Here is a 17,093-nt window from a genome sequence, read left to right on the forward strand (position 1 = left end):
GCAGCGGCCAGGCCTGGGACAACAAGGGAAGGAACACGGGCGCCCGTCGGCCGGGGCGCGGGCTTGACGGGGCGTTCAGCGTTGCAGGTTGGCGCGCTCCTCGTCCGTCAGTTGCCGGCTCATCGCCGGCGGCAGGCTGCCACCGCCGCCGAGCACGCGGATCACGCTGCGCGGGTTGTAGCTGGCGGCGGTCGTGGCGGCCTTGGCGCTGTCGGCCGGCGCCTGTGCACCGTTGCTTCCGGTTCCACTGACCGGCTCGTTGCCGAAGCCCAGCACGCGCACCGTGAACACCGACGGCAGCGCCTGGCGCGCCGCCGCGCGTTCGCGCTGCATCACGTCCTGCGCCGCCATGCTGGCCTGCGAGGCCGCGGCGCTGGCGTTGGTCAGCGCGCCCACGTTCACCGAGGCCACCACCGGCAGGCCGGCCGATTCGCCCTTGACCTGGATGTTGGCGGCGTTTACCACCTGCAGCGCGGCCACGTTGACGTTGCCCGACACGCGGATGCCCGCCTCGCCCGCGTCGATGGTGCCCAGCGGCGCGATCAGGTCGACGTCGCCCGGCGGCACTTCGGCGATGGGCGCCAGCGTCGCGATGCCCGCGCCGGAACTCGGGGCCTGCGGTGACACCTCGACGTTGCCGACGTTGTCGTACACGCGCTTGGGCGGCGTGAACACGACCGTGGTCTTGGCGCCGCGCCCGGCGTTGATGTCGCCCTTCTCCGACCACGCGAGGATGCTGCCGCCGAAGGTGGTCATGATGCGCGACAGCCCGAGCAGCAGGCTGCCCTCGCTGAAGAAGCGGATGTTGCCTTGCCCCTGCGTCAGCACGCCCGAGGTGGCTGGCGGCACCGCGCCCTGCACGCCCAGGATGATGCTGCCGCCCGGCGCGAGCATGTCGATGTCGCCGCCGAACTGCGTGCGCACGCCCGAGCCGCCGAACATGGTGATGTCGCCGTCGAGCGCTGCGCGCATCGGGAACAGCGTGGCGATCATCTCGCGCCCGCGCAGGTAGCTGCCCTGGCGCGGACCGTCCGCGTCGTTGTACTCGCGCCCGCCTTCGCGCAGCTCGGCGTAGTACACCTCGCGCAGGAAGATGCGCTGCTGCGCCGGGGCCAGTGCGTCGAAGTACGCGAGCGCCTGCGCGGTGGTGCCGGCGTCGAAGCCGTAGCGCGCCTTCAGCCACGCGGCCAGTTCGGCCTCGTAGGTCTTCGCGGCCTTGCCCGGCTGCTGCGCCAGCGGCATGCCGGTTTCGGCGCGGTTCGAGGGGTCGAGGTAGCGCGCGCGGACCGGCACCATGTCCAGCCCCTGCGTCGCCGCTTGCGCGCCCACGCCGGCCATGAGCGCCACCGAGGCGCCGGGCCGCGTGTCGCCGGGCACGATGGGGCCGATCGAGGTGATGCCGCCGCGGTCTTCCTGTCGCAGGTGCCGGCCCGCCGAGACTTCGAGCGTGCCGGGGCCGGCGATGTCGACGTTGGCGTAGAGGATGTCGCGGCCCGCGGAGATCACCGAGACGTCGGTGGGCTGCTGGTGGACGATGAGGTTGCCGCGCGAACGCATGTTCGGGAGCTCGGTCGGAACCTCCCCCCAGAACGTGCCCGGCGCATCGCCAGTGTTGACGATGTCCCGGCCGGCCTTGATCCAGACCGGGCCGGCGGCCTGGTACCAGGTCGCGCTGCCGTCGGGCAGGGTCAGGGTTTCGCCAGTGCGCAGGCCGACAATGTCACCGCTGGCCGCATAGAAGCGAACGGGCGGTGCTGCCACGTCGCGGGCCAGCGGCTGCGCTGCCGTGTTCGGGCCGAAGGCAAACAGCGAAGTCCTGTTGAATCCCCCAGTGAGCATCGTCGGACTCATGGGCGAGACGTTGGAGACACGAATTTCGCGGATGAACTGGTCTTCGAAAAGTCCAACGAATGCGGGATTGAACGGCGTCGGCAGCGGCGTGCCGGTGCCCGACATGCCCATGGCGAGACGGCCCGCGTAGATCGACCCGCCCGACAGCATCTCGAATTCGCCGCGCGCGGAAGGCGCTAGGGTCAGCCCGTAGCCCAGTGTGTCGGGGGTGTAGCGTGTTTGCGGCAGCGCCGCGTAGCCGGCGTAGATGTTCCCCGTCAACGCGACGGCGTGAAAGATACCCGGATAGACGATCCATGCGTCGGGTGAAGTCGTCTTCAGTGTCAAGTCGGCGCTGTCCCGGCGTGCCATCACGGGCGTCAGGTGCCCACCCGCCGACAGCAGGTCGATCGCGCTGCGGTCGCTCCACAGGCTGAACCAGCCCTGCCCGCCTCCGTCGTAGCCGGTGCCGCCGACGCTGAAGGCCGAGGTGTTCGGCGTCGGAACGCGCCCGGGGTCGGCCGCGGCGCCGAGCACCAGGTCCCCGCGCGTGCTCAGGCGCATCGTTGCGTCGCCCGGCAGCAGGTTGATGCCGCCGCGCGCGTCGGCAAAGGTCGGGTTGAAGGGATCGATGGCACGCGTGTCGATCGGGTCGCTCAGGTTGAAATTGCTCGACAGGTACTGCAGGCCCAGGCTGCCGATCGACGCCGCGCGCACGTCAGTGCTGCCGCGCAGGTTGGCGATGGCGCCGGTCAGCACGAGGTTCTCCGCGGCCCCGTTGAGCGCGCGGTGCGGGTTCAGGGCGCCGGCCACGCGCATGTCGATGTCGCCGCCGCCCGTGAGGGTCAGGGCACCATCCGCGCCGACGCGGCCGGTGCTCGCCACGGCGAGCACGAGCCCGCCGCTGCTGGGCCTGTCCTGCGAGTTCACCAGTGGCTGCGGCGTGCGCGGTGCAATGGCCCCCGCATCACCGCCCACGCGCACGCTCAGGTTGCCGCCGCCCAGCGTGCCGAAACCTGTGAAGCCGGCCAGCGTCGGCGGGGTGAACGTGCCGGGCACCGGGATGCCGCCGACGTAGGCGCCGAAGTTGATCCACCATGCGCTCGGGATCGGGCTGTCGATGCCCGCCGTGCCCGAGCCTTGCCGCCAGAGCCAGTTGCCGGCCAGCACGCTCGAGCGTTCATCGGAGACGATGTGACCCACGAGGTCGCCGCCCGCCGCGATCAGCAGGTTGCCGCCCTGGTCGGGGTACCACGCACGGTAGGCCGAGAGCGCGCCGTTGTAGTCGGTCAGCGGCGACTGCGGCCCCAGCAGGCCGTCGGCGTTGGTGCCGCGCGGGCGGTTGTGGCCCGCCTCGGTCGCGGTGGCCGTGCCGGCGGTGTACACGCCGAAGGGCGAACGCACCCGCAGGTCGCCGGCTGCCAGCAGTTCGAGGTCGCCGGTGCCGGTGCGCAGCACGCTGAAGGCGGGCGTGTTCGGCGCGCCGACAGCCCGTTCCTGGCCACCGCCGGGCACGCAGAGGCCGGCGCCGATGTCGCACCACCACAGGTCCTCGGGATCGACCGGTGTGCCGGGCGGGCGACCCAGCCAGTTGCCCGGCGCCCACACCGGCGGACCGTTGCCGGGGCCCATTTCGATCGTGAACTTCAACACGCTGTGCGCGTCGGCCAGCTGCAATGCCGCGCGCGAATCCGGCCGCGTCGCCCGGCGGTCGGCCGCGCCGAGGTCGGCACCCGCCACCAGCTGCAGGTCCCACGAGGTGGCGCCTTCACCCAGCATCGGGGCGATCGCCCAGTTGCGCCCCTGCACGCCATCGACCGTGGGCCGCAGCTGCACCGGCGTGTTGCCGGGCAGCTCCAGCAAGGTGTTCGACGGAATCAGCGCGCCGCGCGCGAGCTGCAGCGGGCCGGCCATGGTCATCTCCACCGGCAGCTCCACGCCCTTGGGCCAGGTCAGCGCGCCCACCGAGGCCGGCGAGCGCAGCGCGGTGCCGGCGCCCAGTCGCGTCTCGGACGGCAGCGTCACGGCCGTGGCCAGCACCGAGCCGGCGGCATGGGCCAGCGAACCGTCGGGGCGGTAGATGTTGGCCGCGACCACGGTGCCGGCCGGCAGGCTCCACGGCGCTTGCAGCACCGCGTCCACGGGCAGCACGGTGCCGGCGGGGAGCGTGGTGGGGTTCACGGCCACGCTGTAGTTGAGGGTGGCGCCCGCGGGAAAGCGGGTGCCGGTGTCGAGCGTCACGCCGTCGATGGGCACGATGACGGCGCCGCCGGCGTAGCGCCCTTCGGCGAGCATCCAGCCCACGTCGTCCGGCGTGGCCGGCGGCGGCGCGAAGCCGTCGTTGATGCTGCCGTGCACGTTGAGTGCGCCGGCCGCGCGGATCACCAGCTTGCCGGGCTCGCCGAAGCCGCGCCGCGCCGGATCGCCGCGGTGGGCCGCGGGGCCGTAGCGGTAGCCCGAGAGGTCGAGGTCGCCGTCCACCGTGAGGTCGCCGTTCGGGTTGTTCAGCCGGTCGCTCACGATCTCCACGCCCGGGCGCAGGTGGTAGCTGCCCAGGCCTGCGAGGCGTGCCGACAGCGAGGCATTGACCAGCGCCTTGTCGATGAAGGCGACGCTGTGGCCGTCGATCTCGTCGAGGAATTTCTGCGTGATCAGTTGGGGCCTGTGGCCCGTCACGTCGGGCGTCGGCGCCAGCGGCGCGTCGTCGTAGGTGCGGAAGGCATTCACTGCGACGGTCTTCGCGCCCGTGATGACCGGCGTGCCCTCGACCGCCACGGCCACGTCGTCCGCGCCGAGGCGCGGCGCATTGAGGTCGAGCGTGCCGCGCGCGCGGCCGTCGTTCTGCCCGGCGCGGGTGCCCACCGGCACGTCGGTGCCGGCGCGCAGGTCGATGCGTGCGCCGCTGCCCAGCGTGAGCGTGCCGTCGCGGCTCGTGAGGTCGACCACGGCGCGGTTCGGGCTGTCGATGATGCGGCCCGCGCTGTCCACGCGCAGGCCGGTGCCGTGCGCGTCCAGCGTGCCGTTCACGCGCAGGTCGCCCGCCGCGGCCAACCGGATGGTGCCGACCTGCACGCCGCTCGCGTCGATGCGCCCGTCCACGCGCAGGCTGCCGCCGTCCAGCGCAATGGACACCTCGCGCGCCTTCACGCCGTCGCCCACCACGAGGTCGCCCTGCTTGATCTGGAAGCGCCGCGCGCCGAACAGGCCGCCGTCGTTGAGCCGCTGGTTCAGGCCCGCAAAGTCGGACAGGGTCCGGGCGCGCACGGTCAGCTCGCCCGCGTCGTAGGGCACCAGCGTGCCGCCCGCGTCGTAGCTGCCGCTGGTGGCGCCGCGCAGCGCGCCGTCCAGCGCGACATGGCCGGCGCCCTCGCCCAGCGCCACGGCCTCGATCGTGCCGCCGCGCTGGCGGCGCGCCGACACATCGATGAGGCCGCCCGTCGCCTGCGTGATGTGGCCGGCCGCGCTGGTCATCAGCAGCTCGCCGCCGGCGCTGTCCTTCGCCACCTCGAACAGCGTCACGGTGCGACCCGACAGGTCGATGCGCGAGGCCGTGCCGAGCGTGACGTTGTCGGTCGCCGCCAGCACCAGCCGGCCGGAGGGCAGCACGATGCTGCCCTCCAGCCCGACGCGCTTCCCCCTGAGTTCCAGTGTCGCGCCCAGCGCGTCGCTCGTGCCGGGCGCCACGCCTTCGGGCACGGCCACGGTGATGTCGCCGCCCGCGGTGATCCGCATCGTCGAGGCCGCCTGCCCCGTGAGCACCGGCGCCACCACCGCGAGGTTGCCGCCTTCGTAGGCATAGCCCTCGCCCGGCGTGTAGGCGCCCTGGCGCTGGTGCACCGCGAGCGTGCCGCGACCGCTCGAAGTGACACGCTCGCTGGCGTTCAGCTTCACGTCGGCAAAGCCCAGCGCAAGGCGCGCATCGGTGGCCTGGCCGCTGGGCTGTGCATACGGGCCGTGGCCCAGCACGATGGTGCGGGCGCCGATGTCGAGCGTGCCCGCACCCAGCAGGTCGGCCATGGCCGCGCCGGGCACGGCGTCGGAGCCGGACCAGACGAACTCGCCCGCCCGGATCGCGGCCACGTCGCCCGCCGCGCCGTAGCCGTGGATCGCCGGCGTGCCGAACACCAGCCGGTCGAGGCCGCTGGCGTCGAGCTTCACGGCGCCGAAGATGTTCACGGCGTCGCGCGCGTTGAAGATCAAAGTCTCGAGCGCCGGCGCGCCGATGGCCGTGTTGCCCGCCAGCAGGCGGTCCAGCCGCGCCTGGTTCAGCGCCAGGCCCAGCGGCAGGCGGCCGTTGGCACCTGCCGCCGCAATGGCGGCGTCCTCGCCGAGGTTGACCGCCGCCACCGCGAGCGACAGGTTGCGCGTGCCGTAGGACACGTTGTCGGCCAGCGTCAGCGCACCGTTCGTGGCGATGGCCAGCGTGCCCTCGGACACCAGCTGCGTGGTGCCGCTGCACGAGGCTGTCACGCACTGGCCGACATGGAGGCCGACGGAATACGGCACATCGGCCGGCGGCGTACCCAATTGCAGGTTCAACCAGCCGTTCGACAGCGCCAGCACCGACATGCCCGTGAACACATAGCCCGCGCTCGAGTCGAAACCCGACGCCTTCTGGCCCAGGGTGCTGAGCGAGGCGCCTTCCTCGATGACGATCTGCTGCTCACCCACGAAGCCGGGACTGCTCGCCAGCACGATGTCGCCCGCCGACAGGCGCGCGCCGCTGCGCACCACCAGGCTGCCGTCGCCGCCGATCGTGGCCAGTCGTCCTTTCTGGCCGTACTCGACGAAGATGCCTCCATTGAGCACCAACCGTGGTGCATGCAGCTTGCTGAGTTCGTCGGCCCGCACCGACGAACCGGCCAGGCCGGTGGCGGCAGTCTGCCCTTCGGCCAGCACCTCGCCCAGCCCGCGCACGTTCACGGTGCCGCCGAAGCCGTCGGTGCCGGGCGCCGCGTCCAGGCGCACCCGGCCGTCGAAGGTGAAACCCAGGCGGTTCGTGTCGGTGTCGGTGGGCTTGGCCAGAAAGACGTCCAGCGTCTTCGCGTCGACCGTGAGCATGCCGCGCGCAAAACCCTGGCGCGCCGCGTCCGCGCGCATGAACGTGTTGTAGTCGGTCTCGCGGTAGCTCGAATGCGCGCGCACCTGCGTGCCCGGCGTGAGCACCAGGCGGTTCGGCAGCGTCTCGCGGATCGCGGTATGGGCCACGCCCAGGTAGCCGGGCGCGACATACGAGCCGTTGCCCACCCCGGTCACGCCCGCCAGGCCGATGCGGTCGCCCGCGCCGATCTCCACGCGGAAGGCGCCGGGCAGCAACGCATAGGTCGAGGGCATCAGCGTGTAGGTCCCGGCCGGAAGGCCGGGCACGCCGGCCGGAAGGGTGACCTGCTGCCCCACCGCCGGTGTGCCGAAGCCCGCCTCGGGCGCCACCGGCGCATAGCTGGCCGCGCTGCCGGGGACGATGGCGTACACGCCGCTGCGGCGGTCGCTGTAGGCGTTGAAGGGGTTCGCGTTGGCGAGCGGCGTGGCCAGCACGTCGACCGAGCCGCCCCGGCCGGTGGTGAAGCCCGCGCCCGACAGCGTGCCGCCGCCGGACAGGTCGAGCAGCGAGCCGGCCTGCGCGTCGACATGGCGGGCGTTGAAGCCGATGCCGCGCCCGACGATGGCTGCACCGACCATGCCGCCCGCTGCGTCCTGTGTCACGGCCAGCCCGCCGTAGCGATAGATCAGGCCGTCGACCGTGCCGCCATAGGGCATCTGCAGACCCGCACCGCTCACCGAGGTTTCGCTGCCTGCGAGCAGCGTCACCCGCTCGGCCACTTCACCGCTGTTGGTGTTGGAGCCCAGCAGCAGGCGCCCCAGCGGCGCGCGCACGATACCGCCCTGCTCGATGGTCTCGGCGCCGAGCCTCAGGCTGCCGAACGCCGCGTACGGCATCGCGACCTCGCCATCGCCCTGGCGGCGGATCGCCAGCACACTGCCCTCGGCAAAGCGCGGCGCCTCGCCGGAGGCGGGGTCTCGTGGCATCACGCCGGCCAGGATCTGGGCCCCAACACCTGTCGCCGGATAAACCTGCGCGGCAGTCAGCGTCATCCGGCCGCTGGTCGACAACTCGGTGGTGGACTCGCTCGAGAGCCCCTCGCTCTGGCCGCCGCCCAGCAGGCGGATGTCGCCCCGGCTGCTGATCTCGACGTCGCCGAAGCCGCGCCGATCCACCGTGTAGCGTGCCGTGCCCAGGTTGACGTCGGCGTGGGCGCCGAAGCCGACCCGGTCGCGCACGTCGATCAGGTCGGCAGAGACAGCGAAGGTGCCATCGCCCGCCTGGGTGGAGGGGCCTTGTGCCCAGCCGGCTTCGGGCATGACCGAGCCCTCCGGCATCTCGATGGGGGCGGGGGGTCTGCGCACACCCGCAAGCCGCACATACGGTGCGCTCAGCGACACCGATGTACCCGCTGCGGCCGTCTCGCTGTGGGCATAGGACGCCGCGTAGAAGCGCAGGCTTTGTCCCAGGTTCAGCGTGACGCTGCCGTCGAAGCTCAACGGTCCGTGAACCAGCAGCGACAGGTTGTCGAAGCCCCCGGCCTCGATGCGATCCACGCCGATCCGGCCCGTACCTGTGCGCAGAAGTTGTCGTGCGTCGAACCGCGAGGTCGCCGTCGCGAGCGGGCTGTCGCCTTGCGTCTGGGCCAGCACCATCTCGCGGTGCCGCAGCAATTCGCCCGTGGTGAGCGCGCCCGGATAGACCGCCGATTCGAGCGCAACGGCCAGCGTGCCACCTGCAGCGCCCGCGCCGCCCGCCGCCGCACGCAGCGTGCCGTCCAGGTAGAGGCCCTGGCTCGACGAGAGGACGATGGTGCCGCCATTGCTCGCCACCGGCACCGGCGAGGTCATGCCGCGCGGCCCGCCCGCGCCGGGATCGAGGTCCGCGCGCGTGCCCGACGCATCGAGCAGCGCGCCCGGTCGAACCACGACGAAGGCTTCGGGTGCCCGGGTCCTGCTGCCCTGCTCCCAATCGAATGCGCCACCGATGCGGATCGTGCCGCCATCGGGCACCTGGCCGTAGGCCCGACCGAAGTTGTCGTGCGCCACCGCAGCCCGCGCCGAGACGTCGAGCACGGCGCGCTCGCCGATCCACACCAACCCGGGCTGGCCGGGTTCGCCCGGCAACCCGCTGCCCTCCAGGCTGATCGTGCCGCCCGGCGCGCGCAGCAGGCCGTCGACCGTGATCTCGCGGCCGCGCAGGCCGATGGACTGGCCTGCATCGACCGTGATTTCCGCGCCCGGGCGCACATCGACCGGCGCCCGCGACACCGTGGCAACACCACTGTCGACAGCCGCATGCAACTGCAGGCTCGCACCGCCGCGCTGCGCGAGCACACCGCGCACCGGGTCTTCGGTCCACAGCGGCGGCATCCACAGCGCCAGCGCGCGATCGGGCTCGCTGCCGCCTGCAACGGCGGGCGCAAAGCGGTAGACCGGCATGCGCACGTCGAGCTTCGCGCCGTCGGCCACGACCAGGCCGAGGTGCCCGTTTATGTCGTAGCGCGAGAAGCCCGACTGGAAGATACCGCTGTCGATGGCGATGCTCGCGAGGGTGCTCACCGGTTCACGGAAGCGCGTACCCGCGGCTACCTGTGTTCCGTTCGCGATGATGAAATCGGCAGGCGCAACCCGGCCTGCGACGACGGTTGCCGTTTGTTCAGCGACGCTCAGCCCATTCGGGAAGACGGCAGCGGGAACGACAAAGATGATGGGAAATTCGACGACATTGGAAATTCCCACAATCCTGGCGCCCGCAGGCACTGTCGCGGGTTCCTCGCCTTCCTCGACGCCCCTCGAACGAAAGACCCTTGACTCGCCGTTCACGATGGCGGTAACTGAGTACCCTCCGCGCGGCCCATTCGGTCGGGGCAGCCTCCAATCCGCCGCGATGGTGACGGCGTTCGCACCATCATCGAAGAGCGGCTGCGATCCCAGAGCTTCTCCGGGTAAGGCTCGCGTGCGTTGGTAGTGGTAGTCAACCGGCAGGACGTCGCCCGCGCGCACCTGGTAGTCCTGCAGCAGGATCAAGTCGGTCGGCGCGGCCTGCCCGGCTGACAGTTGCCCATCGCCACCCGGCACAGTGCCGCCGATCACCACCCCCGTGCCCGACGCCATCCGCAATGTGCCGCCACCGCTCACGCCGTAGCCCCGGATGTCGCCATCCGCATGCAACAGGCCGTGGGTCGCCACCGTGGCGTGGCTGTCCGCCAGCAGGTCCACATCGCCGCCGCGCCCGCCGCGCGTCTTGCCGTTGGCCAGCACCGCGCCGCCCGACGAAACATCGATCAGCGAACCTGCGGCCAGGTCGATCGCGCCCGTGGTGCGGATGCGCACCGCGCCGCCGTCGAGGTACGGCAGGCCGCTGCTGCCCGACGGGTCCATCTGCAGGTTGCTCCACAGCCCGCGCGCATCGAGCGTCACGCCGGGCGCGACACGCACGCCGATGGCCTCGGGCGGCGTGCCCTCGGCCAGCGGCACGCTGACCTCGCCCGGTCCCCCCACGTTGGTGGCGCTGCGCACCACGTTGCCCAACATGATCTGGCCGCCGCGCGCCGTCAGGTCGCCGCGCACCGCCACCGTCGTCGCGTGCAGCGCGACGCGCCCGCCCGGTGCCACGCCCAGCGCGCCGTCCACCGCGATCTCCTTGCCGGCCACGGCCACGAGCGCGCCCAGGCCGAAGCCGCTGAGCTGCCGGCTGTCCAGGCGCAGCGCCTCCTTGTCGGCGGCGGGCAGCGGGTCGCCGGCCCCGAGCCTGGCCGTGTCGGCGCCTGCCGCACCGTCTGCGAACACGATGCGATCGAGCGTCGGCACCAGCTGGCGGAAGATGCCCACCGCGCCCTTCACGGGGTCGTCGTTGAAGCCGACGATCTGGTCGTTGCCGAGCGTGAGCTGGCCCGCGCGGGCCGCCGCAGCGTGCGACTGCGCGTAGCCGTCAAGTGCGGCGTCGCTTTTCGTGCCCTGCCCCGGCCCCTGGTAGGCGGTGGCCGTGATGTCGCCGCGCAGCACCGCCGCGCCCGTCGCCACTTCGAGGCGGCCCGCGTCGCGGCCCACCGTGTAGCCGTTCTCGAGCCGCTGCTGCGGACCGATCAGCGGGTTGTAGAAGTAGCCCGTGGTCTTGTCGCCCCAGCGCTTGTGTTCGTCTTCGAAGCCCTTGTAGACGCCGGTGTAGACGATGTCGGCCGGCGCACTCGACGCCTCGTACAGCCGCCCGTCGCGGCCCTTGAGCCAGCTCTGGCGGATGACGCCGGTCTGCACGTCCAGCGTGCCGCCCGAGAGGTTGATGTTCGATCCCGCCTGCGTCACCACCTCGGCGCCCGTGAAGACCACGTGGCCGCCCTGCGCCGCCCATTCGCCGATGCCGTGGCCCTGCAGGCCCAGGTAGCCGCCCACCTCCAGCAGGCCGCCCGCCGTGTACCAGCGCTCGCCGTCGTAGCCGCCGGTGCCCGCGGCCACGCGCGTGAGCTTGCGCCGGTCGATCCACACGTTGCTGTTGTTGAGCATCGTGGTGTCGCGGTTGACCGGCGCGTCGCGCTGCTCGTTGCCCTGGATGTTGATCTCGACGTTGTTCGAAGCCATGGCCACGCGCACGCCCACAGCGCCCGATACGTCGAGCCGCGCACCGTCGGCCACGGTGCTGCGCCCGCCCTGGCGGCCCGCGCTCACCGCGATCTGGCCGCCGGTGGCGAGCGTGGTCGAAGCACCTTCGAACAGCACGCCCCCGCCCGAGACGATCTCGATGCGCGACAGGTCGCGCCGGTCGTTGAGCTGCGCGAGGTTGTCGAACGCGCCCAATGCAGCGCCCCGGCGCAGCACGTCCTGCCTGGCCGACTCGTTGATGAGTGCGCTGCGCTGGCTGTCGAGCGCCGTGCGGCCGTCCTGCGTGTCGAGCAGCACCGCGTTGAGCGCGCGCCCGGTGACGGTGACACTGCTCTTCGCATCGGCGGCCGATGCCAGCAGATGGATCGTGCCGCGCGTGTCGACCGTGGTCGTGGCCAGCGCCACGCCGTCCTGCACCACCTTGCGCCCGGCCAGCGTGATGTCGCCCTCGGGCGCACGCAGCAGGCCGGTGTTGCTCACCTGCCCCGCTGTGCTGTCGGGCAGGAACTGCGGCGCCACCTCGTTGCCGCGCGTGGTCGAGAAGGTGTTCTCGGCCGTGCCCTGGCCCGGGCGCACGATGAAGAAGTCGCCCGCGGCAAGCTGCGCCTGCCCGCGCGGCGTGGTGACGGTGCCGGCGTTGTGCACCTCCTTGCCCATCAGCAGCACGTAGCCGCCGCCCTGCGTCACCGAGGCCGGTGTGCGCGTGGTGAGCTGCGCGCCCGCCTCGACCTTCACCGCGCCCTGTGCATCGGTGAAGCTTGGCGCGTAGCCTTCGCCCGCGCGGGCGCTGTGGATGCCGCGTGCCTTGAACTGGTCGTCGCTGATGTGCGCGGCGGCCGCCACGAGGTTGCGCGTGTCGGTCTGGCTGGTGCCGCTGAACACCACACCGTTGCGGTTGGCGATGAGCACCGTGCCGTCGGCCTTGATCCGGCCCTGGATCTGCGAGGGCCGCGCCTTCGGGTCGTTCACGCGGTTGAGCGCGGCCCAGTCGGCCTGCTGGCGGAACTCGACCGTGGTGTTGCGACCGACGTTGAAGGTCTCCCAGTTCAGCACCGCACGGTCGCCGGTCTGCTGGATCGCCACGTGCGTGCGGCCGTCGGCCGACGGCGTCTGCTCGGGCCTGTTGGCGTTGTGCCAGCCGGCCGTGAGGCTGTTCTTGTCGACCGCGAGGCCGCCTTCGGTGAGACCGTCGGGCACCGACGACGGTGTGTTGCGCGCGGCCTCGCGCGCCGCCGCCTGGGCGGCCTGCTGCGCCGCGATAGCCTGTGCCGCGAGGTTCAGGTTGCTGATCGAACGCTGCAACTGCGCATTCGCCTGCTGCTGTTGCAGCCCCGGGTTCGTGAGGCTCGACGCCGGCATGCCGTTCGGCAGGCGCCCGCTCTGGACGGCGCCGGCCTGCGCCGCGCCCTTGTCGGCGAACCAGGCGGGGCTGAACGCCTGCCGCGCCTGGGCCACGCCCAGCGCACCCGCGGTGGCCAGTGCCACGGTCAGCGCACGCGCCAGCGGCGTGAGGCGCAGCTCGCCCTCGGTCGAAACGGCGCGTCGGCGCGAAGAATGGGCGTGCGGATTCAGGACCATGATGAGCGGAAGCGGAACGGCGCGAAGGGAGAAACGGTGGGGTCGAACGCCGCCCGGGAACCCGGACGGCGCGCGGACACATGGATGTCGTTCGCCGCGCGGGCGATCGACGGGAATCGAGGGGCAGGCAACGGCCGGGTCTGGCAGGCCGCGGGCAACAGCAACTGCCACAGCGCGAAGGCGTCGCGCCAGGCCCGCGCATGCGCCGCGCTGCGTGCACACCAGCCCGCAAGCGCCTGCGCCTCGGCCTCGCTGCCATGCAGGCGGTTCAGGCGCACGACCCAGGCCAGCGCTTCGTCGCTCAGGCGGGTGTCATGAGGCGTCGGTTGCATACCCCATGACGAGCCTGCGCGATGCAACCCGTAAACTTTTTGCGGGCTGCTCGCGATGCGTCAGAAATTCAGCTCAGCAGCACGATGCCGCCGGGCAGGCTGCGCAACTTCGCGCCGTAGAGCTCGCGGATCATCGCCAGCGCGTTGTCGATGCTGCGCAGCGACAGCTGCATGCGCACCGCCACGCGGCCCAGCGCCTCGTTGCGCAGGATGATCCGGCCCGGCCGGTAGCGGTTGATCTCCGCGATGACCTCGGCCAGCGGCGTGCCGTCGAACGACAGCACGCCCGTGCCCCAGGTGCTCACGTTCGCCAGGTCGGCGCGCACCACCTCGTGCAGCCCGCTGGGGTCGTACACCACCTGCCGGCCCGCCTCGACCGAACGCTGCTGCCCGTTCACCGACACCAGCACGCGGCCGTCGAGGCAGGTCACGCAGACCTCGGGCCCGGTGTGGCGGATGTTGAAGCGCGCCCCGCGCGCCTGCAGCCGGCCGCCACCGGCTTCGACGAACAGTTCGGCCTCGCCGGCGGTCGCGATCTCGGCTTCGCCGGCGACCAGCGCCAGTCCGCGCGCGCCTTGCAGGCGGTTGATCTGCGTCTGCGTGTTCATGCGCACGCTCACGCCCTCGCCCAGCGCCACCTGCCGCTGCTCGCCGGTCGCGGTGCTGTAGTCGGCCGTCAGCTCGCCGACCGACGGCCACAGGCCCAGCGGCGGATCGACCGCGAGCACGCCCGCGGTCACCGAGGCCGCGACCGCACCGCCAAGGAAAGCACGGCGCCCCGGCGAATGCAGCGTGTTCGACAGCGCCGGCCAGAAGCGGTAGGCCCGCGTGCGTGAGCGTGCGGCTTCGGCCTGTCGTGCGGCTTCTTCGGCCAGCAGCGGATCGAGCGCGGACCACACGCGCATCAGCTCGCGCCACGCCTGCGCGTGCGCGGCACTCAACGCGGCCCACTGCTTGAACGCATCGGCATCCGCGCGCGTGGCCTGGCCCGAATGCAGGCGCTCCCACCAGGCCCGCGCCTGGCGCTCCAGCATGCTCGTTTCGGTATCGGGGGAAGACATGGCGCTCATCATCAGTTGTGTCTCGGCCCGGAAAAATGGCCGCGCTGCACCGCGTCCACGTCCGGCAAATGCTTCTTGCAGTAATCCAGTGCCGCGCGCAGTTCTTTCTCGACGGTGCTCAGCGACACCTCGAAGCGCAGCGCGATCTCGCTGTTGAGCAGCCCCTCGACCCGCGCGGCCACGAGGATCTCGCGGCGCCGCGCCGGCATGCGCGCCAGCACATCGCTCAGCGCCTGCACGTCGCTGCGCGCGCTGGCGATGCGCTCGGGGTCGCCCGCTTCGTCCACCAGGTGCACCAGTGCATCGATCTCGCCGCGCACCAGCAGCACGCTGTCCCGGCGGTAGCCGTCGGTCGCGATGTTGGCCGCCATGCGCAGCAGGTAGGCATCGGCGTTGTGCACCGTGCCCGCGTCGCCCATGGCCGCGAGCCGCAGCCAGGTTTCCTGCATGGCGTCGGCCGCGTCGTCGCGCGAACCGACGATGCGTTCGAGCTTGCCGCGCAGCTCGACATAGCGCGCGACCATGCGCGCGCGCAGCGTGGAGGCCAGGCTCTCGCTCATGGCGCCACCGGCGGCGTGCAATCGGTGCGTGCGCCCGGCCCTTCCGGCAACAGCAGCACCACGAGCGGTTGCGGCAGCGACGGCGGCGGCGGCGCGCCGACCGACAGCCGCTGCACCTTGAACCGCACCGCGGCATCGCGGTCGGGCTCGCCGGTGGTGCTCAGCAGGCGAAAGCGATCCACCGCACCGCGCGCGTCCAGGTGCAGCTGCAGCGCGAGGCGGTAGCTGCCCGGCCGCGTCTGCGTCGTATCGCACAGGGCGCCACGCAAGGCATGCTGGACCTGTGCGGCATAGGCTTGATGCAAGACATCCCCTTCGTTGAAACCCGACCCCTCCAGGCCCGCCGCTTCCGGCGACAGGCCCGCCTCCTTCGGCCCTGCGGCGGCCTCGCGGATCACCACCGAGCCCGCATTCGCATGGCGCGCCTCCATGCCCGTGCCGGCCAGCATCGCGTCGAGTGCCTCGGCCGCGCTCAGCGTGCCGCGCACCGCGCCCGACCGCCGCTGCGCGTGCTCGCCGTCGATCAGGATGTCCAGGCCGGTCATCCGGCTGTAGACATCGAGCGCATCGCCCAGCCGCTGCGGTGCGATGTCGAACGCCCGGCGCGCTGCCGATGCCGTCCGAGCCTCCGGCTCGGGTGGCTGCTGCGCCTGCACGCCCACGCCCCAGGCCAGGCACCCGATCAGTGCCAGGGCACGGACCGATGCCGCGTTCGCTCTCATACCGGTGGGACGCACAGGCTCCTGGGTGACTTCGTTCTTCCGCGCCCTCGGGACTGCGGAAGGCCGTGGTCACGGTAGTGATCGACGGTGACGCACGCATGACATCCAGCGGCTCAACACCCATTGATCAGTTGCTCAATGGACGGCCCTTGCCGTTGCAGACGCTGGGGTGGCCGATGCTCAGTGAGCTGGTGGGGTTCAGAAAGACCATGGAAACGGTTTTCTTCCAGTTGTTGTTCCCTGCGGGGGGCGTGCCCGACAAAGTGCCGTCCGGCAGTACCACGAAGTTGTGGTCGGCAATCTTCGCGTCGTGGGTTGTGCCGGTCAGCGCGGTCAGCAGGTTCCTCACCTTGGTCTGGATCGCAGCGTCTTGATAGCACTGGTTCAGCAACAGGTTGCTCGTTCCAAAGATGGGGTACTCGGTGCCTGGGGCTGGCATTACGTAGTCGGGCAACCAGTTCGATGGGTTGTCCAATGGGCCCTTCGGAACCCTCTGCTTGGCCAGCGAGTTGCGGATCGAGCTCGAGACTGGCAGATGGCCGTTGATCCTGGCAATGACTGCGTTGCTTGAATCGGTATACATCGGGTCCGGGCTCTGATAGCCGATCCTGCCGTCGAGAACCAAGGCTGCTGCCACACCATCACTCCCAGTGACACCGATCCAATGGTTGGGAATGACATTCGGCGGAAAGAGTGCGCCCCCCACCATGGTGGCAAAGCTGTTGGAAACAACAAAACCTCCATCCGGGCAGGCGGCCACAAGGTAGCGACTCAACAGTTCGGTGGTGCCACTGGGGTCCGTGCGGTAGATCACCTTGATCGTTGTGTTGTCGGCCGTTCCGCGCACTTGGCCCCAAGTCTGGCCCCCTGCTCTGTTACGGAAGATGGCGCACATCTTCGCGTCCGTCAGGTTCAGGTCGCTGATACCGGCTCGCTTGTAGGGAATGAAAACCGACGTCCCTATCGCGGGCACTTGGATCAGAGGGCCCCAACCGGTGGCACCAGCGGCGTTGGTGTTGTAGGTCGACAGCTCGCCCGAGCTCAGCGCGGAATCACTGCCGGCAAAGTGCACCGACTGGGTGCCGGGCCAGTTGACTCCGTTGAATACCGACTCGTTCTTGAAGGCGGTCGCGTTGTTGTTGATGAAGGCCGTCTTGCCCGCGCCACTGCCGGTTCCGGTGTAACTGAAATTGGTGAGGCCGATGCCGCTAGGCAGCAGGTCGTCATAGAACAACTCGGCAAGAGTCGAACCGCCACCTACAACGATCTGGGCGGAAGTGACGCCAGTCGCCAGCAGGCCCGCCGCCATCAAGGCCGAGAGGACGGTCGACTTGATCTTTGAATGCATGAAAACTCCAATGAAAGGTCTCG

The 17,093-nt window shown here is 71.1% G+C and carries 6 protein-coding genes; all 6 read right to left on the minus strand.

Annotated features, from left to right (window positions below; genetic code table 11):
• Positions 1–75: 75 nt before the first annotated feature.
• Complete coding sequence (locus AC07OX_RS19005) at positions 76–13,047, minus strand: filamentous hemagglutinin family protein (protein ID WP_495261545.1); 12,972 nt, start codon at positions 13,045–13,047, stop codon at positions 76–78.
• Entirely contained in the window at positions 13,038–13,379 is a 342-nt protein-coding gene (locus AC07OX_RS19010; protein ID WP_495261546.1) for a FecR/PupR family sigma factor regulator, read from the minus strand. The genes AC07OX_RS19005 and AC07OX_RS19010 overlap by 10 nt, the downstream gene beginning before the upstream one ends.
• Before the next feature lie 68 nt (positions 13,380–13,447).
• The gene (locus AC07OX_RS19015; RefSeq protein ID WP_495261547.1) at positions 13,448–14,440 is read right to left on the minus strand and encodes a FecR family protein; all 993 of its coding nucleotides are present in this window, start codon (positions 14,438–14,440) and stop codon (positions 13,448–13,450) included.
• Between the two features lie 11 nt (positions 14,441–14,451).
• Positions 14,452–15,000, minus strand: a complete 549-nt coding sequence (locus tag AC07OX_RS19020; protein ID WP_493192360.1) for an RNA polymerase sigma factor — start codon at positions 14,998–15,000, stop codon at positions 14,452–14,454.
• Positions 14,997–15,722 (minus strand): STN domain-containing protein, encoded by a 726-nt coding sequence (locus AC07OX_RS19025; RefSeq protein WP_495261548.1) that lies wholly within the window; start codon positions 15,720–15,722, stop codon positions 14,997–14,999. The genes AC07OX_RS19020 and AC07OX_RS19025 overlap by 4 nt, the downstream gene beginning before the upstream one ends.
• A 127-nt stretch (positions 15,723–15,849) precedes the next feature.
• Complete coding sequence (locus AC07OX_RS19030) at positions 15,850–17,070, minus strand: substrate-binding domain-containing protein (protein WP_495261549.1); 1,221 nt, start codon at positions 17,068–17,070, stop codon at positions 15,850–15,852.
• Between the last annotated feature and the right edge of the window lie 23 nt (positions 17,071–17,093).

This window comes from Variovorax sp. GW821-FHT09D07 (assembly GCF_059416345.1).

Excerpts from the sequence above, each read along its gene's own strand:
- AC07OX_RS19010 (WP_495261546.1), bottom strand. The coding sequence starts at position 13,379 with ATGCAACCGACGCCTCATGACACCCGCCTGAGCGACGAAGCGCTGGCC.
- AC07OX_RS19025 (WP_495261548.1), bottom strand. The coding sequence starts at position 15,722 with ATGAGAGCGAACGCGGCATCGGTCCGTGCCCTGGCACTGATCGGGTGC.
- AC07OX_RS19015 (WP_495261547.1), bottom strand. The coding sequence starts at position 14,440 with ATGTCTTCCCCCGATACCGAAACGAGCATGCTGGAGCGCCAGGCGCGG.
- AC07OX_RS19005 (WP_495261545.1), bottom strand. The coding sequence starts at position 13,047 with ATGGTCCTGAATCCGCACGCCCATTCTTCGCGCCGACGCGCCGTTTCG.
- AC07OX_RS19020 (WP_493192360.1), bottom strand. The coding sequence starts at position 15,000 with ATGAGCGAGAGCCTGGCCTCCACGCTGCGCGCGCGCATGGTCGCGCGC.
- AC07OX_RS19030 (WP_495261549.1), bottom strand. The coding sequence starts at position 17,070 with ATGCATTCAAAGATCAAGTCGACCGTCCTCTCGGCCTTGATGGCGGCG.